The sequence below is a fragment of the Campylobacter hyointestinalis subsp. hyointestinalis genome (genome assembly GCF_013372145.1).
GTDB lineage: Bacteria > Campylobacterota > Campylobacteria > Campylobacterales > Campylobacteraceae > Campylobacter > Campylobacter hyointestinalis.
Genome location: NZ_CP053827.1, coordinates 610710 through 635621, shown reverse-complemented (window position 1 = coordinate 635621; position 24912 = coordinate 610710). Strand labels below are relative to the sequence as shown.

The following is a 24912-nucleotide window of genomic DNA, read 5'->3' as shown; positions in this document are numbered from 1 at the left end:
TACCTCACTTATATTTTTTTATACTGATTATAGCATAATACTTTAGTGTATGTCAATCAACTTTAAGCTATTTTTTTATTTACATTTGAGAAAAAAATATTAAATTTGCATTTATAGCCAAATATTATAATTACAAAAAATTTAAATAAGGATATCGTATGAAAAAACTAACCATTATTTCTATCATTGCAGCCTCAAGCCTTATGGCGGCAAATATCAGTTTTAGCGATGCTAGCCAAAACTACACAAGAGTAAATCCAAGCAGCGATCAAAACACTGTTTTATCGTATCATAGCTCCATAGTAAAAGCCAAAAAATCAGTAGTAAATATATCTACTTCAAAAACCGTAAAAGTAAAGCATAATATAAATAGCCTGATGGACGACCCTTTTTTCCAAGAATTTTTCGGATTTCGTTTTAATATACCAAAAGAAAAAAGTCAAAAAACAAGCTCTTTAGGTTCTGGTGTTATTATATCAAGCGATGGATATATAGTTACAAATTATCACGTTGTAGAAGACGCCGATGAGATCATAGTCACGCTATTAGACAGCTCAAAAGAGTATAAGGCCAAGATCATCGGAGTAGATCCAAAAACAGACCTTGCCATAGTAAAAGTAGATGCAAAGAATTTCCAAGCTATCAGTTTTGCTGATAGCTCAAAACTTCTTGAAGGAGACCTTGTATTTGCTATAGGAAATCCATTTGGAGTAGGAGGAAGTATAACAAGCGGTATTATTTCTGGACTAAATAAAGATAATATCGGATTAAATCAGTATGAAGACTTTATCCAAACCGATGCTAGTATAAATCCAGGCAATAGCGGAGGAGCTTTAGTAGATAGTAGAGGAGCGCTTGTAGGCATAAACTCTGCCATTCTTAGTAGAAGCGGCGGAAACAACGGTATAGGCTTTGCGATCCCATCAAATATGGTAAAAACAATAGCGCAAAAATTAATAACCGATGGAAAGATCACGCGTGGATATATAGGAGTTATGATCTCAAATTTAACAGATGATCAAAAAGAATTATATAAAAACAAAGAAGGCGCTCTTATAACAAATGTCGAAAAAGATAAACCAGCAGAATTAGCAGGACTAAAAAGGGGTGATCTGATCATCAAAGTAGATAATCAAGATATAAAAAATGCAAATGATCTTAAAAATCTAGTAGGATCACTATCACCAAATAAAACTATTTCGATAACTTACGAAAGAGCAAACCAAATCTCAACGGTAAATTTAAAACTCATAAATATGGAATCAGGAGATATATCTAAAAAAGATACATACTTTGACAACGGTCTAAGCTTGCAAAATATCACTGATGAAGTTAGATATAAAAACCAAATTCCAGGCGATATAAAAGGCGTACTTATAACCGATGTTAAAGAAGACTCAAGTGCTTCGATCGCTGGTTTTGAGCCAGGAGATATCATCGTTCAGATAAATCAAAAGATCATAAATAGTGTTGATGATTATATAAAAGAGATAAAATCAAGTAAAAATCAAAACAGTAAGCTTATGATTTGGATCAACAGAAAAGGTGTTTTGATGGGACTAGTCTTGAAATAATCCCAAAAGCTATAGCCCTTATGGGCTATCCTATAACTCTTTTTTTGTTATAATTACAAAAAATAAAAAAGGTTTTAAATGATAAATATCTTGATGATAGAAGATGATCTAGAACTAGCCGAGATACTAACAGAGTACTTAGAACAATTTGATATAAAAATCACGACAAACGACGATCCTTATCTTGGACTTTCTACGTTAAATACAAATAAATTCGATCTTGTCATACTTGATCTGAGTCTGCCTGGAATGGACGGACTAGAAGTATGCAAAGAGATAAGAAAAAAACACAATATTCCTATCATCATCTCAAGCGCAAGACACGATCTAAGCGATAAGGTAAATGCTTTTGAGCTAGGAGCGGACGATTATCTACCAAAACCATATAATCCAGGTGAGTTATTAGCACGTATAAAAAGCCATCTAAGAAGACAAAACATAACGCAAGCTGAGCAAAACTTACAAAAAAAAGATCTAGTCTGTGATGATTTTAAACATACTATAACGCTAAAAGATACACCTTTAAATTTAACAGTCGCTGAGTACGACATACTAAGATACCTCATCAAAAAAGAAGGTGGAGCTATAAGCAGAGAAGAGCTCATCTATAACTGCAACTCTATAAATGAAGAAAGCACAAACAAAAGCATAGACGTCATCATAGGACGCATCAGGACAAAACTAGGAGAAAACCCCAAAGATCCAAAATACATACATGCTATACGCGGTGTCGGATATAAGCTAGTTCAATGAAATTTTCTTCCATATTTTATACGATAACTCTTATATTTATCATTGCAACTACAAGTATATTTTTAGCTTTTCTTTGGCTTATGGACTATGACAAACAAAACTACACAAGAGAGCTAAACACAAAGTATTCTGTAGTAGCTAGAGCGACTCTTTTACATATGAATGATCTCATAAATAAAGAAGAATACCTACAGCAAACACAAAATTTAAATATGCCTCGCATAGAGGACAAAGACATAAAAGACGCTATCTTAAACGGTTCAACTACAATAGAGGAAATAACCGCAGATATAGGCTCCAGCGCTATTTTGCTATATCAAAAAAGGCATTATTTAAAGATAGTTCATAAAGGCACTACTTTACTTTTAGAAGATAAAGATTATCAGCCTTATCGGTACGATATCATCAAATTTATATTTGGTTTGGTATTTTTTATACTGCTTATGACGTACGTATTTATCATACGCAAGATAAAACCGCTTAGAAAACTAAAAAGACAGATAGATAAATTTGCAACAGGAAATTTAGATATCAAAAACGTTAGTACCGGAAATGATGAAATTTCAGAAGTAGCAGACGCATTTTACAACGCAGTCGGCCAGATAAAATCACTCAACCATTCACGTCAGCTATTTCTTAGAAACATAATGCACGAACTCAAAACTCCTATCACAAAAGGCAGAATCGCAGCCGAAATGATAGAAAAAAATAAAAATCAAGAAAGACTAATAAACGTTTTTGAAAGATTAGAAAGTCTGATAAACGAATTCGCAGCAGTCGAAAGAGCGACTTCAAGACTGGAAGTAGAAAACGCAAAACCTTGCAAAGTCATAGATATAATCGACGAAGCCATAGATCTAGCGATGATAGAAAAAGAGCTTGTAACCATAAACGTGATCAATGATCTAAATATAAACGCAGACTTTAAGCTTATGAGTGTAGCTTTTAAAAATATGATAGATAACGGTATAAAATACTCAAACGACAAGCATATCATCATCACCGTAAATGAAGACTCAGTCAAATTCATCACAAACGCAGACAAATTAGAGCAAAATCTTGAATACTATACAGAGCCATTTACGCAAGGAAGCAATGCTAAAAAAAGCTTTGGATTAGGACTTTATATAGTAGATAACATACTAAGATCTCATGGATTTAAACTAGAATATGAGTATAAAAATAGTCTAAATATTTTTAAATTTACGAATCTCAAAAGCTAGCTAGCGTTAAAGGGATCATAAACAAAGCCATACCGACAAACGCTACTAGCAAAGCAAGTTTTTTAAATTTAATAGAAAATAACAAAGAGACGTTAAAACATATAAAAAGCCAAGTCGGCACCTCTATTTTAGTCTGTTCATAAGCTAAATTTAAAAAACTAAGCATATATTCGTCTAGTAAGCCTCCATATCCAAAAATATGCAAAATTATACTCACAGGATAAAAAACAACGAAAATATATCCTAAAGGTATAACGCTAAGCTGATAAAAACTAGCAGAGCTAAAAAAATAATAAACAGGAATGTTCATAGCGCTAAATACGAATATCTCCAAATAAAGAGCGTGCAGAGCTATTTTTGTTTTACTTGTAAGATCTTTTTTATCGCCAAAATGATGAATATATAAAAATATAAAAAATACTCCCAAACAAGAAAAATAAAATCCAATAGAAAAAATCAAAGACGGACTAAAACTAAGAGCAATAACTATAGTAAGAAATAAATTCGTAAAATTAAAAACTTTAAGTCCAAAGCTAAGTAAAATAAAGCAGATACAAGCCATAATAAGCGAACGTAAAAAACTAGGCGTAAAATCAAGCAACCAAAGATAGCCAAACATCAATACCAAAATAGCAAAAGTTATATCGAAATTTGCATTTCTATATGGAAAATGGTTGTTTTGAGCTATTTTATACAGAGGTTTTAACATAAAAAACAAAAATCCAAAAAGTAATCCCAAATGAAATCCACTAATAGAGATGATATGAGCCACACCCCAGTTAGTGACATTTGTCCTAAGCTCTTTACTTATAGCAGTTGCAAAAAATAGAGCAGAATAAAGCTCTTTTAGCTTTGGAATTTCGTGCTGATACGCTATAAAATCTACTAATTTATCTTTTAAATTCGGCTCTTTATCTATAGGCGCGATTTTGAAATTTGGAAGATAAAACGTATGCTTTATGTAATTTACAAAATCCAAATTCTTAGTTAGAACGCCGACTTTTAGATACTTTTTATCTGCGATATCTATCTGACTACCTTTTAAAGTAGTGTAAAAGCTAAACTCTCCAGCGTTTAATCTTAAAACATTATACGTCTTAGCATTTTTACCCTCTTTTGTATAGCTTTGCTCTACTTTAACGTTTAAAAATTGATGTGATTTTTGCGTAAATTGTCTGAATTTAAAAAATTCATAACAGACATTACATAAAAAAGCAAAAACACAAAACATAACAAATGCTAGAATTTGTGTTTTTGCTTTCATTTATCACCACGCTATGGCTTTGTAGTAACCTATCTCGTCGTTTAATAATCTATATTTTTGATTTAACAGTGATTTTTGTGCACTTATAAGTAAATTTTTAGCTTCTAAAAGATCTTTTAACTGAGCTTTTCCAAGCGCGTATTTTGACTCATAGATACCTACTATCATCACTCTTTGCTCTACTATAGAAAGCAAATTCTCATAGCTTTGTTTGTCGATATCATAGTATAGTTTGTATTTTATGACTTCATTTGTCGCATTTGATAACGTTTTTTCATAAGTCAAAACTCGCTTTTCAAACTCGGCTTCAGAGATTTTTACTTGCTTACTAAGTCTTGCATAGTCTAAAAATGGTAGCTTTATACTTAAATTTCCACCTATTATATTAAATCCAAAACTATCGCTAAATTTATCATCGCTATCGCTTAAGCTAGCTCCTATATTTATACTAGGATATAGATCTTTTTGAGCAACTTTGTATGAGTAAAAACCGGCGTTTAAAGACGATATCGCTTCATTTATATCTGGACGATTTTTCAAAGTGTCAAATTTGATATCAAGACTTATATCTCTTAACTCTACACCACTTAAACTAAGATCATCTAAGCTTATATCGCTTCTAGTTAAATTCTTTAGGACTTCATAGCTTGTTTGCAAATTCTTTTGCTGAGTTAGAAGGCTATTTTGTAGATCTAAAAGATTTTGTTTACTCTGCCTAACGCTCAAAATTTCCTCTTTACCGAGTTCGTATTTCGTGATGACAAGTCTATCTAGCTCATTTAAATTTACCAAATTTTGCTTAAGATTTCTTATAGCGTCGTTTATGTAAAGTATATTAAAATACGTATCGGTGATAGAATTTATGATAGTCAGCTTTAAATTTGCTAAATTTAGATTACTACTAGCCGCATCCCAGCTTAAACTCTCAAAATTGTCAAAGATCTTGCCGTAGATATCTAGCTCATAACTAAGCGAAAAATCGCTCGAAAAACCATTTTTCCAGTCGTTATCTTTGCTTATATCTCTTGACGTGCTTGCTTTTGCATTTGCGCTAGGAGTTGGAAAAAAATCAGCTTTAGCAACACCTGCTTTTAGCATAGCTTGTCTTAAACTAAGAACTGCGATATTTATATCTTCATTATTTTTTAAAGCAGTATCTATCAGTCTATTTAGCACTGTTTGATTAAAATCCAGATACCAAGTCGGAGTATAAAAACTCACTTCTTTGACTTTATAATCTATGTTTTTTGAAGCACAACCGACAAACAAAAGTCCTATAAAAATGTATATTATATTTTTCAAATTTACTCCCTTGATAATGCATCTATTGGATTGAGCTTAGCTGCATTACGTGCTGGCATATAGCCAAATATTATACCAATAAGGCTAGAAACCCCCAAAGCTATAAATATTGAAGTTGTGCTAAATATCATCTTGAAACTAGCACCGAACATATTGAAAAGATATCCTATAAGATAGGCAAGTCCCACGCCTATAGCACCGCCTATAGCACAAAGAAGTATAGCTTCTATAAGAAATTGTATCATTATATCTTTACTTTTTGCACCTATGGCCATTCTGATGCCTATCTCTTTGGTTCTCTCAAAAACACTAACTAGCATGATATTCATAACGCCTATTCCGCCGACCATAAGCGAGATGAGAGCTATACCAGATATCAGCAAGCTCATCGCATCTGTAGTGCTTTTTATGGTTTGCATTATTGTATCTGAATTCCTTGTGTAAAAATCGCTATCTCCGCGTTTTACGCTCATCACTTCTTTTATGGTGCTTTCGGCAAGCTGAGCATTTACATTGCTTTTGAGTTTAACCGTTATGGATCTTAGGTTTCTATCGCCTGTTATTTTATTGACCGCCGTGCTATAAGGCATATAAACTGTCAAATTCTCACTACCAAAAGCCCCTTCGTCTTTTTTTGCTACACCGATGATTTTAAAAGGTTTTTTATTAAAAAGTATAGTTTTACCTATGGGATCATTTTGACCAAAAAACGAAGACTTTACATCGGTATCTATGATGATCACCGACTCTGAGTTTTTTATATCATCACTACTAAAATCTCTACCCAAAACGACCTTTACACCGGTGATCTTTAGATAATTTTCACTTCCAGCTCTTAAATTTGCGTTTGCATTTTGATTTGCATACACAAGTAAGCCTGATTGTGAAACAGTAGGAGTAGCGTAATCCACAAACTCAAGTTTGGAAAGTAACTCCGCATCATCAAGCGTAAATTTTTTTATTTTATTTCTATTTGGATCGCCTGGTGCTTTTCCAGGATTTAGCATAATAGTACTAGTGCCGACTTTATTTATCTCGTTTAGAATCTTTTCTTGAGATCCTTTTGCTAAAGCAACCACGCAAACAACAGAAGCTATACCGATAATGATACCAAGCATAGTAAGAAAAGATCTAAGTTTATGTGCTTTTATAGCACCAACAGACATACTAAAACTCTCTAAAAACCTATCTAACGAAGCTTTAAACCCTTTTTTTATACCTTCTGAAACTTTTTTAAATTCATATATATTATTTTGCTTTTTGTTGTCGCTCAAAATATTGCCGTCTTTTATCTCTATGATCCTATCAGCCCAAGACGCTATATCTTTATCGTGAGTTACTACTATGATAGTATGTCCGCTCTTATGCAGATCCTTTAAGATCTCCATAACCATTACGCCACTTGTGCTATCAAGAGCTCCAGTTGGCTCATCACAAAGCAAGATATCTCCGCCATTCATAAGAGCTCTTGCTATACTGACTCTTTGTTGCTGCCCACCGCTTAGCTGATTTGGGTATGTATCAAATTTACTCTCTAAGCCAAGTTTTGAAAGAAGCTCTTTTGCAAAATTTAACCTATCTTTTTTACCCACACCAGCATAAACACCAGGAAGCGCGACATTGTTTTTTACATCGTTTGAGTTTAGAAGATTATAACGCTGAAATATAAAACCAAACGTCTTTAGCCTTAAATTTGATAGCGCGTCCCTATCAAATTTACTTATATCTTGATCCTCAAGCAGATATTTTCCACTACTTGGAGTATCAAGGCACCCAAGTATATTCATAAGAGTGGATTTTCCGCTACCTGATTGACCTATGATAGCTACGAACTCACCCCTATTAATAGACAAATTTATCCCTTTTAAAACCTCAGTTTCTACGCCACCGGTGATAAATTTCTTTTTTATGTTTTGGAGTTTTATCATATTCTCATCTTTGCTCTAGACGAATTTATACGATCTTTTAGATCGTTTTGGCTTATTTGAGAAGTGATAACCTCATCGCCCTCATTTACACCGCTTAAAATTTGTATATCTATACTACTGCTTATACCAGTTTTAACTCTTGCTTTTCTGATATTTTCACCATCTTTTACTATAACGTAGTTCCCTTCTTTATCGCTTTTTATAGCAAATGTAGGAAGCAAAAGCGTGTCTTTTATCTCTTTTACGATGATAGTGCTTTGCGTAGTCATTCCGATACGTAAGATCTCTTCGTTATTATCTACTTGAAGTTTAGCGTAATAATACACTGCTGAACTGCTGCTAGTAGAGCTACTGCTTGAACTACTAGTAGTATTGTATTTGCCATCACTTAGCGTAGTAAGTCCCGGATCTATAGAACTTAAAATTCCATTATATTTCGTATTTATATCAGAAAGTATTGAGTATTCGACTCTATCTCCGACTTTTATTTTCGTTACGTCGCCTTCGCTGATCTGCATTTTAATCTCCATTTTAGATAGATCTGCGATATTTACGATAGTCGGCGTAGTTTGATTTACATTTATGGTTTGACCAACTTCTACTGGCACGGAAACTACGACGCCATCAAGAGGAGATCTGATGTCGGTATAATTTAAATTCGTCTTAGCAGTATCTATTTCTATCTGAGTCTGTTTTATCTGAGCTTCTAATTCTTTTAAATTTGCATTTTTCAAGCTCAGATCGCTTCTGGAGTTTTCCAAACTCTCACTAGAAGTCGCATTTGCTTCAAAAAGCTTTAACTCTCTGTTGTATTGGACTTTAGCGACGTCTGAAGAGATCTTGGCTGAGTTCAGTTTTGCTTTTAGTATCTCAAGGGCAGCCAACTGCTGATCTAAACTATTTTTTTGGCGAACCGAGTCGATTTGAGCGATCCTATCGCCTACTTTTACCCTATCACCTACTTTTACATACAATTGCTTGATCTGACCACCAACTTGAGCACCGACATCAACTAAATTTGAAGCAAATACTTCTCCAACGGCCTCTATACTTTGAACCAAATCGCCTTTTCTAACTTTAGTAGTTAGGTATTCGTCTTGTGGTTTGTTAGAGTTATTATAATAAAATATTGCTCCTACGACCACTAAAATAACTGCTAAAATTGCCCATTTTTTCATTGAAACTCTCTTAAATTTATTGTATTTTATTGTATTTTTTATGTCGTGATTTTACAAATTTTTTGTGAATATAATGTTAAATGAGCCATATATGCACGTTAAAATTATAAATTTATCATAAATACACCCATTTATAATGAATTTAATTAATAATTTTGCCGAAAATATTTGAATTTACATTAAAAAATGGTAAAATACACAAACTTTAAATCAAAAAGGAGTATGTTATGAAATTTACAATCAAAAGTCCGATACTTGGATTTGAGGATATAAAAAGCGTGGAGATAACTCAGATAGATGATTTTTTCGTTAAAATGCAAAGCCTAGATAGCGACACTTCATTTACGATGATAAACCCTTACGCATTAAGAGAGTATGAATTTGAAATCCCGACATACTACCAAGAATTAATGCAAATAAACGATAAAAGCGAACTTAAAGTTTATAATATGCTAGTCATCAGCAGTCCTATAGAAGAATCTAGCGTAAATTTTATAGCGCCTATAGTTTGTAATATGACAAATATGACTCTTTCTCAAGTCATTTTAGACCCTGTTAATTATCCAAAATACAGCCAAGCTGAAAAAATAAGCAGCTTTATCAAAAAAGATTAATAGTGGTTTTCAGCCATTTTTCATTATGAAAAAAGCCTTTTCCATATTAGAACTTATACTCGCGATAGTCATCATAGCTATCGCGGTTTCTGTCGTGCCCTCCATCGTTTTATCAACATCTCAAAGCAACTCTCAAGCACTTTTACAAGAAGCTGTTTTGGCGACAAAAACTATTTTAACAAATGAAATGTCAAAAGAATTCCAAACCGATACAGAAGAGATAACCAGAATCGGCTTAGATAAAATAGAGAACAAACGAAAAATTTATAACACAAAAACTATGTCTGATGAAGACAAAAAATCACAAGGTGAAATCAAAATAGAAAAAGGTGCATCAACCGATAAAAATATATTAAATTTAGAATATACAATAACAAAAAATTACGTAGAAGATCCAGAATTTGATAGAAAATGCAATTGTTATCCTTTTAAAAATAACTACAAAACATCAAGTGATACAAAAATGATTAAAGTAGAAACGACTTATAAAGATATAAAAGGCGAAGATCAAAAAATAGTTTTAACTGGCTACAGTTTTAATATAGGCGAACCAAAAGCCGGACAAATAACAATCGAGTAATCCATGAAAAAAGCATTTACGTTAATAGAACTAGTCATAGCCATAACTATCACAGCTATACTTGCTTCTATAGGTACTGAAATAATCAGCACCGTATATCAAAACTATATACAAACTAGAAGCATAACAAAACTAGAAGCTCAAACCGAACTAGCCATAACCCAAATTTCAAAAAGACTACAATACCGCATAAAACAGACTTTAGTCGGCTATGAAAAAAATAAAAATGAGTATAAAGACATAACTGATTGCAAAGAAGATTGTGGCATAGCGTGGTATATGCAAAGCTACGAATCTAGACGCCTTGGCGAAGTAAATAAAATCGGCTGGAGTGGCGTAATAAACAAAGCAACGATAGTAGGAAATGAAATAAATTTAAGCCTAGGATATGATGATGATGACAATGTACAAAATTTAGAAAAAGTAAAAGACATCATAAAAAATATAACATCAAACGAAGTATCAAAAGAAAACCCTATAGCACTGATATTTAAACAAAGCGAAGATAAAGCGTCCGAAAATTACTACAATGGTAATACAAATAAAGTATATAAAGCTTATTTTAGTGGCAACAATATAATAATAGATATAGATAAAAAAAATAAAAATAAAGGAGATAAGTTAGAAGACCTATACTATCTCTCACACACGATAAATAGAATTTATATTGATAGCGATAAAAACCTAAAACTAGACGTGATACCAGCCGCATCGCCATCTACTAAAGCAAATAAAAATAATAGTTATATCATAGCAAAAAACGTCACTACGCTAAGATTTACGAATTTTGCCAGCGAAAACAACTTTGTGGGTAGCAATGGACTTATACTTAAAATTTGCATAAAAGATCCAAATTTAAAAGTCGGTAAAAAAGAAAATGACCAACATCTTGAAGTATGCAAAGTAAAGGCTATAATATGAAACGCGGCTTTAGTCTTATAATGGCGATAGTTTTTATAGTAGTCATCATAACTATAGGTATGCTATCTTTTACACTTTCAAACACAAGCGTAAAACAGACAACAGAGCAGTATCTAAGCGAACAAGCAGAAGCTTTAGCTATGAGTGCTTCTGAGTATGCTATTTTAGCTATTCAAAAACATGATTTTTCTCAAAATTTTTTAAGAGAAATAACTATGTCCTATCCAAATGAGCAAAATCCTTATTTAATAGCAACGGTAAATATAAACTACATCGGTACAACAAAAAGCTCATATAATTCTGAAGCTACAGATCTAAGCCAAGACAATAAAATCAGAGCCGTAATCTTAACAACCATAGTAGAGAGCAATCCAAATATTATAAAAGATCAAAATATCAGATACGTTCGTATAACCACGCAAAAGCCCTGATTTTATGGTATAATTACTATACAATAATGCAAAGGAGCATACGATGAATACAAGTATTGTAGGAAAACAATTCGAACTTACAGATGCTATCAAAAACTACGTTGATGCAGCATTTGAAACACTTGCAAAATATAATCTAGACATTATTTCTGGTAGGGTTATAATCTCAGCCGATGAAAGACAAGGTAGAAAAGGCTTTGATGTTGATTTCGCTATAAATTTAGCACACAAAGACACGATTGTCATCAGACAAAAAGATAAAGACTTATACGCAGCAGTGGATCTAGCAGTGGATCGTGCTAGCAAGGTACTTCGCCGTCACCACGACAAACTTACGACTCACAAAAACAAAGATGACGAAAAAGCAAATTTAGCAAATTTAAAAGATGATATAGTAGATGGCGCAGATGAGATAGTAAGAACCGAGCTTGAGCTTTACAAGCCTATGGAGATAGAAGAAGCTATAGAAAAACTAAAAAACTCAGATATGCAGTTTTACGTATTTAACGATATAGATGCAAAAATGCGAGTTTTATATAAAAGAAGCGACGGCAAATTTGGCTTGTATTGATACACAAATCCGGGATTTTCCCGGATCATACTGATTTTAAAATCTCTCTCACCACTTTACTTATTAAATTTACTGATCTTATCTCACACTTTTCATTTATGCTATGAGGCGAAAATATATTTGGACCTATAGAGCAAGCATCGATCTTATTTCCACTTTTATTTAGCAAAACGCCGCATTCAAGTCCAGCATGGACGGCTTCAAATTTAGCATTTTTATTAAATTTTTGCATACTTTGTAAAACTACTTTTGCAAAATCCGTGATTTTAGGCTTCCAAGCGCTTGTTTGTTCGGCGTATCTAAGCTTAAATTTAGCCAGATTAGCCAAGCTTTGCATTTGTGATTTTATACGCTCTAGCCCATCATCGCTCATCGCTCTAGCAAAAAACTCTATTTCTAAAATATCTTCGCCTGTTTTTATGATAGATAAATTTATGCTCTCATTTACGATTTTTAGCTCTTCGTCATAGCTTCTGATACCTTGTGAAAATGCATTTATAAAGTCTAGTACTTCGCTGCTTTGCATAACTTTAACTTTTTGTTTTCCAAGGTCTTTAACCTTGCAAATCTCATCGCTCATCAAAGCATGGTCGCTCACAACGATAGCTCTAGCGCTGACTGGGATCGAGTTGTTTCTCTCGCCTCCATCAAAGCTTACTAATTCGCAGCCATTTTTTAACAAAAACTCATTTAAAACTTTAATCGCATTTGGTATATTTTTGATAATCTCTATACCGCTATGTCCACCAGGAAGTCCACTTACGCTTATTTCATACAGATTTTTTTCACAAGACGTTCTTTTTAAATTTAAACTTGCAAAGATACTAACGCCACTAGCACATCCTATAAAGACGCCATTTTCATCTTCGCTATCTAAATTCAGCATAAATTTGCTGACAAGACTACCGCTAAAACCGTTTGCTCCAAGCAGCCCTACTTCTTCATTATTTGTGATCAAAACTTCTAAATCGCAAAATTCGCTCATAGCATCCATAATGATAGCTACTCCTATACCATTATCGCTACCCAAACTTGAGTTTTTAGCACTCAAAAATCCACCCTCGTTTATAAGCTCTATTTTTGGAGCGAGTCCGACGCAAACCATATCATAGTGAGCTTGCAAGCAAACCTTAGGATGACCTTTTATGGCGTGGATATTACCAAATTTATCAATATCTACTTTGAAGCCATTTTTACTTGCAAAATCAGCGAGATAGACCCTAAGCTCATCAGTTTCGTAGCTACAATGAGGAATTTTACAAATTTCCTTAAAATATTCTATGACTTTCAATCCCATATCCTTTGCTTTTACATTTTTTAACAAAAATTATAGCATTTTAATGGTAAGATTAACACTATGAAAAAAATAGTTAGCTTTATTATTTTAGTTTTATTGTTACAAGGTTGTCTTTGGGTGAATGAGCGAGGAATTTCAAATAAATATTACAACGACTGCAAAGAGTACTATGACGGGGCTGGAATTTACCATAAAGATTGTGATAAAAACCTTATAGATTGGTCAAAATGAATTTGATAAATGAACGCAACGCACAGCTTTTTGCTCGTATAAACGCACTCCAAAAAACAAATTCACAAGTAAAATTTAGTGATAAAATAGAGATAAACTTAGATGATTTCTCTAGCGAAATTCTAAACTTAGCGTTAGATCTAAAACCGTGGCGCAAAGGTCCGTTTCAGATAAATGATCTATTTATAGATAGCGAATGGCAGAGTTTTATCAAATTCAACCTTCTAAAACCATATCTAAATTTAAAAGACAAAATAGTCGCCGACGTCGGTTGCAATAACGGATATTATATGTTTAGAATGCTTGATTTTTATCCTAAAAGCATAACAGGATTTGATCCTAGTGTGCTTTGCTTTTTACAATTTAGTTTTATAAATCATTTTGTAAAATCAAATATAAACTATGAACTTTTAGGTGTGCAAGATCTGCCCAGCTATAAGACTAAATTCGATACTATTTTTTGCCTAGGCGTGATCTATCATAGAAGCGATCCGATAAAAATGCTAAAAGAGCTAAGGACTAGTCTGAATTTGGGTGGCGAAGTTTTTTTAGATACTATGTTTATCGAGCGAGACGACGAGTTTGTCCTAAGCCCTAAAAACAGGTATTCTAAGATAACAAATATCTATTTTGTTCCTAGTATCAAGGCTTTACAAAACTGGTGTGAGAGAGCTAAATTTAATAATTTTGAAATTTTGGCGATAAAAGATACTGATCTAAACGAACAAAGAAAAACTATGTGGATAGAAGGCGAAAGTTTAAATAATTTTTTAGATCCAAACGACCCTAGCCTCACTATAGAAGGCTATCCAGCACCAAAACGAGTTTATGTAAGACTAACTTAAAAGGTAAAATATGGCTGAAAACGAAAATATTTACGAGAACAACAAACCTGATGAAAATGTAATGCTTGACGCTACAAATCCATTTGACGCGTCACTTAAAATTTATCAAAATATAAACAATGCATTTTGCGGTCGTATCGTAGATCTAAAGAAAAACTACGCAAAAACATCAATAAAACTTAGCGGAGATATGCGATATGACGATGACGGGTTGGCTCATAGCAGTTTTATATTTTTAGCTGCTGATTACGCCGCTCAAGCCGCCGTAAATTTACCATATCTTGTAACGATAGGATCAAAAGTTAGCTTTTTTGCCCCTGCAAAAATAGGAGACACGATAGAGCTTGAAGCAAATGCGTTTTTTGAAGAATCAAAAAAGAGAGAGGTAAAAGTCATCGGAAAGATCAAAGAGATAAAGATCTTTGAAGGAAATTTTCAGATAGTAGTTTTAGAAGATCACATCCTAAAACTACAAAAACAAGCCCTTGAAACGCAAGCCACTAAAAGAGAGTCTAAAAATGATTAAGAAATTTAGATAAATTCTGCCTCTCTTCATCTAAACTAGTAGCAAAACCATGTCCTGGATAAATCGTATAATTTTTTAATTTTAGGGCTTTTATAAGACTTTTTTTCATATCTTCGGGATTTGAAAAAGGAAAATCGCATCTTCCAATACTCCCTTTAAATATAAAATCCCCACTAAACATAACGTCATCAACTTCTATCATCGAACACCCAGGAGTATGCCCTGGAAAATGAAGAAATTTAAACTCTAGATCTGCTAAATTTATCGTTTCATCGTGATCAACCAAGAAATCTGGAGTAAATTTATCTTTTACTACACCAAATGGATCTGTCTTACACAAGAATGCGTCATCTTTTGGAACGTAGATAGGGATATTGAATTTATTTTTTAATACCAAGTCATCATGTATATGATCAAAATGACAGTGCGTATTTAAGATCGCAACTGGGTTTTTACAAATTTTTACTACGTATTCATAAGCTCCAACGCCTGGATCTATGATAACTTCTTTGCCGTTATTTTCGACTATATAGCAATTTGTAGCGAAATCGCCAAACGCTCTTGAATGTATTTGCATATTTGATCCTTAATGCTACATTAAAAGTTATATTTTATCATTTTTTAGATATAATATAGTAGTTTTTTTGAATATAATATTTTTTTCATAGGTAAATTTAATGATAGATTTAAAATCTTTAGAAAATAAACTTCTAAATTTTCTAACGAACTACTTAGAAACTTCGTATGCAAAGGGCTTTACTATAGGAGTTAGCGGCGGATTAGACTCTGCTATAGTAGCTACTTTATGCTCAAAAATAGCGCCTACTTATGCCATTTTATTGCCTACAAAAAATTCAAACAAAGTAAATATAAACGATGCCCTAAATTTATGCAAAACTTTGGGTATAAAATACGAAATCATAGATATCGAGCCTATTATCCAATCTTTTTTGAGTGCGATCAAAGACGCAGATAAGCTCAGGATCGGCAATCTAGCCGCAAGAGTTAGGATGAGTATATTATACGATCATTCGGCAAAATTTAGAACTCTAGTAGTTGGTACCAGCAACAAAAGCGAAAGAATGCTTGGATATGGTACTATTTACGGGGATACAGCTTGTGCGTTAAATCCTATCGGAGAGATATATAAAAGCGATCTATTTTTATTTGCAAAATACCTAGGCATAGATAAAAATATCATAGATAAAGCCCCAAGCGCCGATCTTTGGGAAGGGCAAAAAGACGAAGACGAGATAGGATATACGTACGAACAATTAGATATTATTTTAAAAGAGATTGAACGCGGTAAAACAAAAAAAGAGCTAGAAGAAAGCTTTGATAAAAATTTAGTAAATACCGTTTATGATAGAATAGAAAAAAATAAATTTAAACTAAATTTGCCTTTGATAGCAAATATACAGTAGCAGGGATCAAATATGAAAGAAATACCGTTTTTTAGACCATACACCGACGAACGCGAATACGAGTTAGTAAAAGAAAGCATAGATAAAAATGCAAACTATATGGTTACAAATTTAGAAAATAAAATAAAATCATATTTCGGCGTAAAACATGCTATTACCACAAACAACGGCACTGCTGCAAATCATCTAGCGCTTTGTGCTATGGATCTTAAACGTGGCGACAAAATCATCTGTTCGGTAAATGCTTTTCCTAGTATAGCACAAGTGATTCGCCACTTTGACGCTGAACCTATATTTGTAGATATAAATGAAGATGATTTCAATATCAATCCAGAACAGTTAAAAAAAGTTTTAATAGAGCAAAAACATAAGAAGCTAAAAGCCGCATTTATCACTCACGTTGCTGGACAGCCTGCTGATATGGACGCTATTTACGCTCTTGCAAAAGAACATAATATAAAAATCATAGACGACGCAAGTCGCGCTATGGGCGCTACATACAACTCAAAACTCCTTGGAACTATGAACGGATCATATATGTCCTGCTTCCAAGTAAATCCACAAATTCAAAATGCACTCGCATCAACAGGTATAATCCTTACAAATAACGATGAAATGGCAAAGCGTGCCAAACTTATAAGAAGTCACGCTATAGTAAATGACAGCTTTGATAAAGACGGAAATTTAGGATATGTTTATGACGTCATAGACGTAGGACAAAAATATGATCTAAATTCTATTTGCGCTGCATTTAGTATGGCGCAGTTCGAGAAGCTAGAAACGCTCATCAAAAAAAGAAAAGAGATAGCCGCTATATATACAAAAGAGTTAGAAGGTTGCCCTCACGTCACTACTCCGATATTAAAAAGAGATAGTGTATTTACGCAGTATATTATCAAAATAGATAAGAATAGAGATGGATTTGCTAGAGAGCTTAGAGACGCTGGTATAAACATCGGATTGCATTATATACCTCTTCACTTGCTTAGCTATTATAAAAACAAATACAATCTTAGAGTAAATGACTTCCCTGTCGCTTTAAAAGTATATCAACAAGTTTTATCTTTACCAATATATGCAGCCCTAGAAGAGAGTGAGATAAAATATATCTGTGACACTATAAAATCAGTGGCAAAGACCCGTGTTTAAAAGCACATTTGACTTTTGGATAGATAAGTATTTTTATAGACCTAGATATAAAGAGATGCTTATCTCTATGCTTTTAAGTCCTTTTACACTAATTTATACTTTAATAGTATACATAAAACCAAAACTATCAAAACCGGAAAAATTCAAAGTGCCAGTTATAAGCGTCGGGAATTTAGTGCTTGGTGGATCTGGCAAAACTCCGCTTGTAAAAGCTATATTTAACGAATTTTCTAACGATTTTAAAACTTTTATAATCTTAAGAGGATATAAAAGAAGCTCAAAAGGTATGCTAAAAGTAGCTCTACAAGGAGAGATATTATCCAGCGTACAAGCAAGCGGCGATGAAGCTATGGAATACGCACTAAGCCTAAAAAATGCAAACGTAATAGTAAGTGAAAACCGCAAAACAGCTATAAATGAAGCTATAAATTTAGGAGCAAAACTTATAATCTTAGATGACGGTTTTGGTAAATTTGATATATTTAAATTTAGCATCTTGCTAAAGCCAAACCCAGAGCCGATCATCAAACTACCTATTCCAAGCGGAGCTTATCGCTATCCCATTAGCTTTTATAAATACGCCGATTTTATCCCAGATCAAAGCGATATTATTAAAACAATGTATATTTCAAATCGCACTCAAAATATGCTTTTAGTCACAGCCATAGCAAACCCTATGAGACTAAAAAATGTCTTTGGAGAATGTATAGGAATTAGATTTTTCAAAGATCATTATAAATTTAAAAAAGAAGAGTTAGAAAAACTTATAAAAAGCTATAACGCAGATAGCTTATTAGTGACAATGAAAGATTACGTAAAGATAAAAGATTTTGGGCTAAATATCTCACTACTCGAACTTAAGACCGAAATTTCAACTAAATTTAAAAAAGAACTGTTTAATTTTATACAAAATTACAACTAAATTTGATACAATTATTTAAAAAATATTAGGATCAAGATATGCTTAAGAGTTCAAGAACTGCTGAGATCATACTAAGTGCTCTACCATATATACAAAAATTCCGTGATGAAATTTTTGTCATAAAATACGGCGGTGCAGCCCAAATCGATGAAAAGCTCAAAAACGATTTTGCTAGAGATGCTCTCTTGCTTTGGCTAGTAGGCATAAAAGTCGTTATAGTGCATGGCGGCGGAAAAAAGATCAACTCATTTTTAGACAAACTAAGCATACAAAGTAAATTTATAGACGGATTAAGAGTCACTGATGATGAAACTATGGAAGTCGTAGAGATGACTCTAAGTGGGCTTATAAACAAAGAGATAGTAAATTTACTAAACAAACACGGAGCTCGCTCCATAGGGCTTAGTGGCAAAGATGACAATATGCTAAAAGCCAAAAGCTACTCTGATGGCAAATACGGCTTTGTAGGACAGATCTCTGAGGTAAATCCCAGTGTCATCACAGCAGCCTTACAAAGCGGACTTATACCAGTCATCGCACCTATAGCGATCAGCGATGATTTTAGCGATACTTATAATATAAATGCTGATCTTTGCGCTAGCGCGATCGCAAACGCACTAAAAGCGAAAAAGGTTATATTTCTAAGCGATATAAAAGGCGTTTTAAGTAAAGACGGAGAGCTTATAAGCAATCTAAACGAGTCTAAAATCCAAAATTTAAAAAACGACGGTACTATAAATGGCGGTATGATTCCTAAACTAGATGCTTGTTTAGAATGCGTAAAAAATGGTGTAGGAGCAGCTCATATCATAGATGGTAGAGTACCTCACTCACTTTTGCTTGAGATATTTACAGATGAAGGCATAGGAAGTGTTATAAAATGATCATATTAAGCACTACTAGTAGCGAAAAATCAGCTCAAGTTTTAGCAGAAAAACTACTAGAGCAAAGATCTGCAACTTGCGTAAATTTAATAAAGGGTTGCAAAAGTTTTTATGTCTGGCAAGGTCAAAAAACATACTCAAATGAAACTATGCTTATCATAAAAGGAAAATATAAAAAAGTAAAAGACATTTTACTAAAATATCATACTTATGAGCTTCCAGAAATTATCGCTCTAAAACCAAAAAAGATAGAAAAAAATTACAAAAAATGGTTAAAACAAAACTTAAAAGGTAAAAATATGTTTATAGGAACAAGATCAAAAGATGACTTAGTCACACTCTCGCACGCTTTACTAAACCCATCTGCATCGCACGGCGGATTATACGTAAGTCAAAAACTTCCGACTTTAGATAAAGAGTTTTTCAAATGGGCAAAAGATAAAAGTTACACGAAAATAGCTCTTAAGATCATAGAAAAATTCGACTTTGATATACCTATGGATACGTTTAAAAAAGCTCTAAAAAGATATGAAAAATTCGACAAAGAACCAGTGGAAATAAAAAAATTGGACGAGAATTTATATATAAATGAGCTTTGGCATGGACCAACAAGAGCATTTAAAGATATGGCGCTTCAACCTTTTGGAGCTATTTTAAAAAGCTTAGCAAAACAAAACGGTAAAAAATATCTCATAATGTGCGCTACTAGCGGAGATACAGGACCTGCAACACTCCAAAGCTTTAGCGAAGCAAAAAATATACAAGTAGTTTGTTTGTATCCAAAAGACGGTACTAGCGAGGTTCAAAGACTGCAAATGGTAAATGCAAGCGGCTCAAATTTAAAAGTTATTGGTATAAATGGAAACTTTGATGATGCTCAAAGAGCTTTAAAGACGCTACTTAACGATGATGATTTCAAAGACGAACTTACAAAACTAGATCTAAATTTAAGTGCGGCAAATTCCGTAAATTTCGGTAGAATTTTATTTCAAATCATCTATCACATTTATGTTTGCATACATATAACCAAAAATAAAAAGCCTATAGATATCATCGTACCAAGCGGAAATTTCGGCAATGCTTTAGGTGCGTATTATGCTAAAAAAATGGGTGCAAATATCGCTAAGATCAAAATCACATCAAACTCAAATAATATCCTAACCGAGCTTTTTACTAATGGAATTTATGATCTTAGAAATAGGACTTTAGTACAAACCATAAGTCCTGCTATGGATATCTTGATAAGCTCAAACGTAGAAAGATTATTGTTTGATAAATTTGGATATAAACGCACGAAAGAGCTTATGGATAGTCTTGCGTCACAAAAATTCTACGAGCTTGATAAAGAAGAACTAGCACTTTTACAAGAAGATTTTGAAGCTGATTTTTGTATAGACGAAGAGTGTGAAAAATTTATAAAAAAAGTAGCTAAAAAAGGCAAACTCATCGATCCTCACACGGCTACTTGCTTTAAACAAGTTAGTAAAAACCGTATAAACGTTATAACTTCAACGGCACAGTGGGTTAAATTTACTCCAAGTATGATAAAAGCTATCAAAAACAAAGAGAGCAAAAACGAACTTAAAGATATGAAAAGTTTAAGTAACGAGTTTAAAAGCGAAATTCCAAGTTCTATCTTAAAGCTTTTTGATAAAAAAGAAGTTCACAAAGATATAGTAAATACAGGCGAGATAAAAGAAACTATTTTGGGATGGCTAAAAAAATGATAATTATACCGGCTCGCCTTGCTTCAACTCGTTTTGAGCATAAAATTTTAAGAACGATCGATGGTGTTCCTATGTTTGTAAAAACTGCGATGAATGCCAAAAATGCAGATAGCGTACTAGTGGCTTGCGATGATGAAAAAGTAGTAAATATCGCAAAAAATTACGGCTTAGACGCTGTTCTAACAAGTGCAAATCACGAAAGTGGAACTGATCGTATAAACGAAGCGTCGACTAAATTTAAACTAAAAGATGACGAGATCATCATAAATGTTCAAGCCGACGAGCCGTTTTTTGAAGTAGAAAATTTAACCAAATTTAAAAACTTTGCAAAACAAGCCATTGAAAATGGATCATTTATGGCTAGCTGTTTTAAACTAGTCAAAAAAGACGATGCTCAAAATCCAAATTTAGTAAAAGTCGTACTTGACGCTGAGGACAACGCTCTGTATTTTTCACGCTCGCTTTTACCATATCCTAGAAGTGTATGTGACATTTTTAAAGCGCATATAGGAATTTATGCATATAGCGTAGCAAATTTAAAAGAGTTTTGCACTCTTAAAACAAAAGAATTAGAAAATATAGAAAAACTAGAGCAACTGCGTGCTTTGCAAAGCGGCAAAAAAATCAAAATGATGCAAATACAAACAGAGAGTATCGGGATAGACACAAAAGAAGATCTTGAGGCCGCAGCTCTTAAATTTGGCTTTGCTATAGGATAAAAAATGAAAAAAGTAAAAATAACAGTACTAAAAACTACATTAGATAAAGATCTAGCTCAGCAGTATGGAGTCCCTGGTTTAGGATCTTGTCCAATGTTAAAAGTAGGACAGGTGTTTTGGGCCGACTATGCCAAACCAGAAGGTTTTTGTGATGAAGCGTGGAAAGCTATTTATCAATACGTATTTGCACTAGCCCATGGTGCGAAAAATGAACTATTTTACTACGGCGACTGGATCAAAGAACCAGGAGTTGCTATTTGTAGCTGCAATGATGGTCTAAGGCCGGTTATTTTCAAGCTAGAGGCATCAGATCAAGAATCAACTATCAATTATACTGTTGTCTGCCATGACAAATGAAAAATTCATAGAGCAACTCTTGAGCATAGCTAAATTTACACAAATTTACTGCGACGATCACCACAAAGCTCAGCCAAAAAACAGTTCCAAACTAGATATCGTTTATAAAGGCGTAAATTTAGATAAATTTATAAAATACAACTTGTGCAAAGAGTGTGAGCATCTTCTTTTGTATGCAAACGAAAGACTACAAAACTGCCCACACGGAGAAAAACCAAAATGTAGAAAATGTCCGCATATCTGCTATGATAAAAATGAGCTAAAATATATAGTTAAGATTATGAAAAGCAGCGGAATGAAACTAGGCTTAAATAAATTAAAATCATTTTTTATCAAGTCATAATTTTATATATCAAATTAAGCCATTTTTAGGTAGGATAAATAAAAAAGTTAAAGTTAGTTTATGCAAAAAATAGAGACCCTTACGTCAAATAAAATATATCGCGAATTCATTATTATTTACGTTCTTATATCATTTGTATTTTCTATTATATATTTATATTATGGGATAACGTTTTTAGCATTTAACACAATCGTTACTTTTATGATTTCAAATTTTATTTATATAGCACTCCATAATCCGAAATATTCTAAACTCATAAATATCTGGATGCAGTTTGGCATCGCATACAACATATCTTGCGATATTATCGTATTTGGTTGGGGATATGGATTTGAACTGTATTTTATAGGCTTTGTTGTAGTTTATTATTTTTATATATTTAGAAATCAAAAACTAGAGATAATATTTATAACGATTCAATGTTTATTGTATCTATTTCTATATTTTATGACTAGAGATAAACAAATGATTTATGGGGATGCTAACTTTAAAGAAGCTATTTATATACTAAATTTTATCATCATAAGCTGTTCGCTTTTATATCTTCATAAAAATTTAAACATAGTCCAAGCTATAAAGATAATAAATTTAGAAAAAAATAAAAACAACTACCAAAAGATAGCAAAACACGACTTTTTAACTGGACTTTATAATAGAATTCCTATCCAAGAGATCATAAATCAAAATCTTACGCTATTAAAAAATCACAAGCTAAAGTCAATGTGCATTATACTTTGCGACCTTGATAATTTTAAAACAATAAACGATACGTTTGGGCATATTTTTGGCGATAATATCCTAAAAAGTGTCTCTTCTTCGCTAAAAAGTAGTTTTTCAAAATACGGCGAGCTGGGGCGCTGGGGTGGAGAGGAATTTCTTATTTCCATAAAAGATATAGATGAAGCATATCTAAAAGAGATCATAGATTTAGCAAGGACAAAAATAGAAAATTTAAAACCTAATGCATTAAACGTAACTGCAACTTTTGGGGCTTTGTATATAACTGATATAAGGCCTGATATAAATCTATCAATGTTGATACATGACGTAGATCAGCTTATGTATCAAGGTAAAACAGAAGGTAAAAATAGATTGGTTTTCAAACATTATGAATCAGAACAATAGCGACAATATAACTAGAAATTTACAAAAGATCATAGACGTATTTTGTATAATGTCTGGAGTATATATATTTATATTCTTTATAAGAGCCCAGTATGATCTGCTGATCTTAAGCGTATTTAACATATTTGTTTATATGATCTGCTTATATCTATCTAGAAAAGACAGTATAAATAACGCATTTTTGCTATTGCATATCCAAATAACGCTTTATATATCTATATGTATAGTCAAGCTCGGATGGAACTGCGGATTTGACCTTATATTTATAGCGTTACTTTCTATCATATATATAGACGTATTTAAAAACAGATCTGTATCTTATTTGGTCGCTTCATTAGAATCAGCAATTTACGTGCTACTCTATATTTTTAAGTTTGAAGATAGAAACTTTCATGATACACCTTTGTTTTTAATAAATTTTGCATTTTTGATGTTTCTTCTGCTACTCTTATCCAAAACTCTTAGGATAACAGATATTGTGCATTTTCACAAACTACAAAATGAAGAGAATAAATTTAAAAATATGTCACAAACTGATTATCTAACAGGGCTTTTAAATAAAAGAGCTTTAACTTCTATTATGAATGAAACTAGATATTGCGATATGATAGTCGCAATCTGCGATATAGATAATTTTAAAAAGATAAACGACAAATACGGACACAACGTAGGTGATGAGATACTAAAGCGTATATCAGATATACTCACACAAAACTCTGCAAAAAGTGACATAGTATCACGCTGGGGCGGAGAGGAATTTTTCATAGTATCATTTGACACAAAAAAAGAGATCTTTTTAGATAAAATTGAAAAAATGAGAAGCCAGGCAGAAAAAATACGCGTAAATACACCTAATGGCATTGTAAATTGTACTTTGACTTTTGGAGTATCTGATAGAAGCGATGATAAAGAAACGCTTATAAAGCAAGCCGATGAAAGGCTTTATAAAGGCAAAAGATCCACTAAAAACTGCGTCGTATCAAGTGATGATGGATCCACCCCCCCCCATTTATTTCGTTGATAC

The 24912-nt window shown here is 32.9% G+C and carries 27 protein-coding genes; 21 read left to right on the top strand and 6 right to left on the bottom strand.

Annotated features, from left to right (window positions below):
- Positions 1–158: 158 nt before the first annotated feature.
- The 3 genes from CHHT_RS03415 (at position 159) to CHHT_RS03405 (ending at position 3550) form a co-directional block, all read left to right on the top strand.
- Positions 159–1574, top strand: a complete 1416-nt coding sequence (locus CHHT_RS03415) for a Do family serine endopeptidase (protein WP_034962749.1) — start codon at positions 159–161, stop codon at positions 1572–1574.
- A 78-nt stretch (positions 1575–1652) separates the two neighbouring features.
- Entirely contained in the window at positions 1653–2327 is a 675-nt protein-coding gene (locus tag CHHT_RS03410) for a response regulator transcription factor (RefSeq protein ID WP_034962747.1), read from the top strand.
- Complete coding sequence (locus CHHT_RS03405; protein WP_034962746.1) at positions 2324–3550, top strand: ArsS family sensor histidine kinase; 1227 nt, start codon at positions 2324–2326, stop codon at positions 3548–3550. The genes CHHT_RS03410 and CHHT_RS03405 overlap by 4 nt, the downstream gene beginning before the upstream one ends.
- On the opposite strand, the gene CHHT_RS03400 is transcribed toward CHHT_RS03405, so the two are convergent.
- Genes CHHT_RS03400 through CHHT_RS03385 form a run of 4 tightly spaced genes read right to left on the bottom strand, consistent with a single transcriptional unit; the run spans position 3540 to position 9222 of the window.
- Positions 3540–4814, bottom strand: coding sequence for a ComEC/Rec2 family competence protein (locus CHHT_RS03400; protein ID WP_034962744.1), 1275 nt, complete (start codon positions 4812–4814; stop codon positions 3540–3542). The two genes, CHHT_RS03405 and CHHT_RS03400, sit on opposite strands and share 11 nt — an antisense overlap.
- Before the next feature lie 3 nt (positions 4815–4817).
- Entirely contained in the window at positions 4818–6116 is a 1299-nt protein-coding gene (locus CHHT_RS03395; RefSeq protein ID WP_034962742.1) for a TolC family protein, read from the bottom strand.
- Positions 6117–6118: 2 nt separating this feature from the next.
- Positions 6119–8044: a MacB family efflux pump subunit gene (locus CHHT_RS03390; RefSeq protein ID WP_034962740.1), complete on the bottom strand. Its 1926-nt coding sequence runs from the start codon at positions 8042–8044 to the stop codon at positions 6119–6121.
- Positions 8041–9222: an efflux RND transporter periplasmic adaptor subunit gene (locus CHHT_RS03385; protein WP_034962738.1), complete on the bottom strand. Its 1182-nt coding sequence runs from the start codon at positions 9220–9222 to the stop codon at positions 8041–8043. Before CHHT_RS03385 ends, CHHT_RS03390 begins: the two co-directional genes overlap by 4 nt.
- Positions 9223–9449: 227 nt before the next feature.
- Here CHHT_RS03385 and fliW point away from each other — a divergent pair, with 227 nt between their 5' ends.
- From fliW to hpf, 5 genes are read left to right on the top strand one after another with little or no spacing between them, the layout of a single operon-like run.
- On the top strand, positions 9450–9836 hold the full coding sequence (gene fliW, locus CHHT_RS03380; protein WP_034962737.1) for a flagellar assembly protein FliW: 387 nt from the start codon (positions 9450–9452) through the stop codon (positions 9834–9836).
- A 25-nt stretch (positions 9837–9861) separates the two neighbouring features.
- A complete protein-coding gene (locus CHHT_RS03375; protein WP_034962735.1) occupies positions 9862–10416 on the top strand; it encodes a prepilin-type N-terminal cleavage/methylation domain-containing protein in 555 nt (184 codons plus the stop codon).
- A 3-nt stretch (positions 10417–10419) separates the two neighbouring features.
- A complete protein-coding gene (locus CHHT_RS03370; protein WP_034962733.1) occupies positions 10420–11337 on the top strand; it encodes a PulJ/GspJ family protein in 918 nt (305 codons plus the stop codon).
- Positions 11334–11768 carry a hypothetical protein gene (locus CHHT_RS03365; protein ID WP_034962731.1) on the top strand — a complete coding sequence of 145 codons (435 nt, stop codon included), beginning with the start codon at positions 11334–11336 and terminating at the stop codon, positions 11766–11768. The genes CHHT_RS03370 and CHHT_RS03365 overlap by 4 nt, the downstream gene beginning before the upstream one ends.
- Before the next feature lie 43 nt (positions 11769–11811).
- Positions 11812–12339, top strand: coding sequence for a ribosome hibernation-promoting factor, HPF/YfiA family (hpf, locus tag CHHT_RS03360; RefSeq protein ID WP_034962729.1), 528 nt, complete (start codon positions 11812–11814; stop codon positions 12337–12339).
- Positions 12340–12364: 25 nt separating this feature from the next.
- On the opposite strand, the gene CHHT_RS03355 is transcribed toward hpf, so the two are convergent.
- Positions 12365–13630, bottom strand: coding sequence for a zinc-binding metallopeptidase family protein (locus CHHT_RS03355; protein WP_370510323.1), 1266 nt, complete (start codon positions 13628–13630; stop codon positions 12365–12367).
- 66 nt (positions 13631–13696) lie between these two features.
- On the opposite strand from CHHT_RS03355, the gene CHHT_RS03350 reads away from it, so the two are divergent.
- From CHHT_RS03350 to CHHT_RS03340, 3 genes are read left to right on the top strand one after another with little or no spacing between them, the layout of a single operon-like run.
- Positions 13697–13867, top strand: a complete 171-nt coding sequence (locus CHHT_RS03350; protein WP_172506181.1) for a hypothetical protein — start codon at positions 13697–13699, stop codon at positions 13865–13867.
- Positions 13864–14712, top strand: coding sequence for a tRNA 5-methoxyuridine(34)/uridine 5-oxyacetic acid(34) synthase CmoB (gene cmoB / locus CHHT_RS03345; protein WP_064019699.1), 849 nt, complete (start codon positions 13864–13866; stop codon positions 14710–14712). Before CHHT_RS03350 ends, cmoB begins: the two co-directional genes overlap by 4 nt.
- 10 nt (positions 14713–14722) lie before the next feature.
- Positions 14723–15238: a thioesterase gene (locus CHHT_RS03340; protein WP_034962724.1), complete on the top strand. Its 516-nt coding sequence runs from the start codon at positions 14723–14725 to the stop codon at positions 15236–15238.
- On the opposite strand, the gene CHHT_RS03335 is transcribed toward CHHT_RS03340, so the two are convergent.
- Positions 15225–15815: an MBL fold metallo-hydrolase gene (locus CHHT_RS03335; RefSeq protein WP_034962721.1), complete on the bottom strand. Its 591-nt coding sequence runs from the start codon at positions 15813–15815 to the stop codon at positions 15225–15227. The genes CHHT_RS03340 and CHHT_RS03335 overlap by 14 nt on opposite strands.
- A gap of 103 nt (positions 15816–15918) precedes the next feature.
- On the opposite strand from CHHT_RS03335, the gene CHHT_RS03330 reads away from it, so the two are divergent.
- Genes CHHT_RS03330 through CHHT_RS03285 form a run of 10 tightly spaced genes read left to right on the top strand, consistent with a single transcriptional unit; the run spans position 15919 to position 24909 of the window.
- Positions 15919–16662: an NAD+ synthase gene (locus CHHT_RS03330; RefSeq protein WP_370510338.1), complete on the top strand. Its 744-nt coding sequence runs from the start codon at positions 15919–15921 to the stop codon at positions 16660–16662.
- A 12-nt stretch (positions 16663–16674) separates the two neighbouring features.
- Complete coding sequence (locus tag CHHT_RS03325) at positions 16675–17811, top strand: DegT/DnrJ/EryC1/StrS family aminotransferase (protein WP_034962717.1); 1137 nt, start codon at positions 16675–16677, stop codon at positions 17809–17811.
- Positions 17804–18733, top strand: a complete 930-nt coding sequence (locus CHHT_RS03320; RefSeq protein ID WP_034962715.1) for a tetraacyldisaccharide 4'-kinase — start codon at positions 17804–17806, stop codon at positions 18731–18733. Before CHHT_RS03325 ends, CHHT_RS03320 begins: the two co-directional genes overlap by 8 nt.
- 38 nt (positions 18734–18771) lie before the next feature.
- Complete coding sequence (gene argB, locus CHHT_RS03315) at positions 18772–19617, top strand: acetylglutamate kinase (protein WP_034962713.1); 846 nt, start codon at positions 18772–18774, stop codon at positions 19615–19617.
- Positions 19614–21344, top strand: coding sequence for a threonine synthase (gene thrC / locus CHHT_RS03310; RefSeq protein ID WP_074898801.1), 1731 nt, complete (start codon positions 19614–19616; stop codon positions 21342–21344). Before argB ends, thrC begins: the two co-directional genes overlap by 4 nt.
- Entirely contained in the window at positions 21341–22063 is a 723-nt protein-coding gene (gene kdsB, locus CHHT_RS03305) for a 3-deoxy-manno-octulosonate cytidylyltransferase (RefSeq protein WP_034962860.1), read from the top strand. Before thrC ends, kdsB begins: the two co-directional genes overlap by 4 nt.
- A gap of 3 nt (positions 22064–22066) precedes the next feature.
- On the top strand, positions 22067–22420 hold the full coding sequence (locus CHHT_RS03300; protein WP_034962711.1) for a TIGR04076 family protein: 354 nt from the start codon (positions 22067–22069) through the stop codon (positions 22418–22420).
- Positions 22410–22763, top strand: a complete 354-nt coding sequence (locus tag CHHT_RS03295) for a nitrous oxide-stimulated promoter family protein (RefSeq protein WP_034962709.1) — start codon at positions 22410–22412, stop codon at positions 22761–22763. The genes CHHT_RS03300 and CHHT_RS03295 overlap by 11 nt, the downstream gene beginning before the upstream one ends.
- A gap of 60 nt (positions 22764–22823) precedes the next feature.
- Positions 22824–23888, top strand: a complete 1065-nt coding sequence (locus tag CHHT_RS03290; protein WP_176318065.1) for a GGDEF domain-containing protein — start codon at positions 22824–22826, stop codon at positions 23886–23888.
- The gene (locus CHHT_RS03285) at positions 23872–24909 is read left to right on the top strand and encodes a GGDEF domain-containing protein (protein WP_051663752.1); all 1038 of its coding nucleotides are present in this window, start codon (positions 23872–23874) and stop codon (positions 24907–24909) included. Before CHHT_RS03290 ends, CHHT_RS03285 begins: the two co-directional genes overlap by 17 nt.
- The last annotated feature ends 3 nt before the right edge of the window (positions 24910–24912 follow it).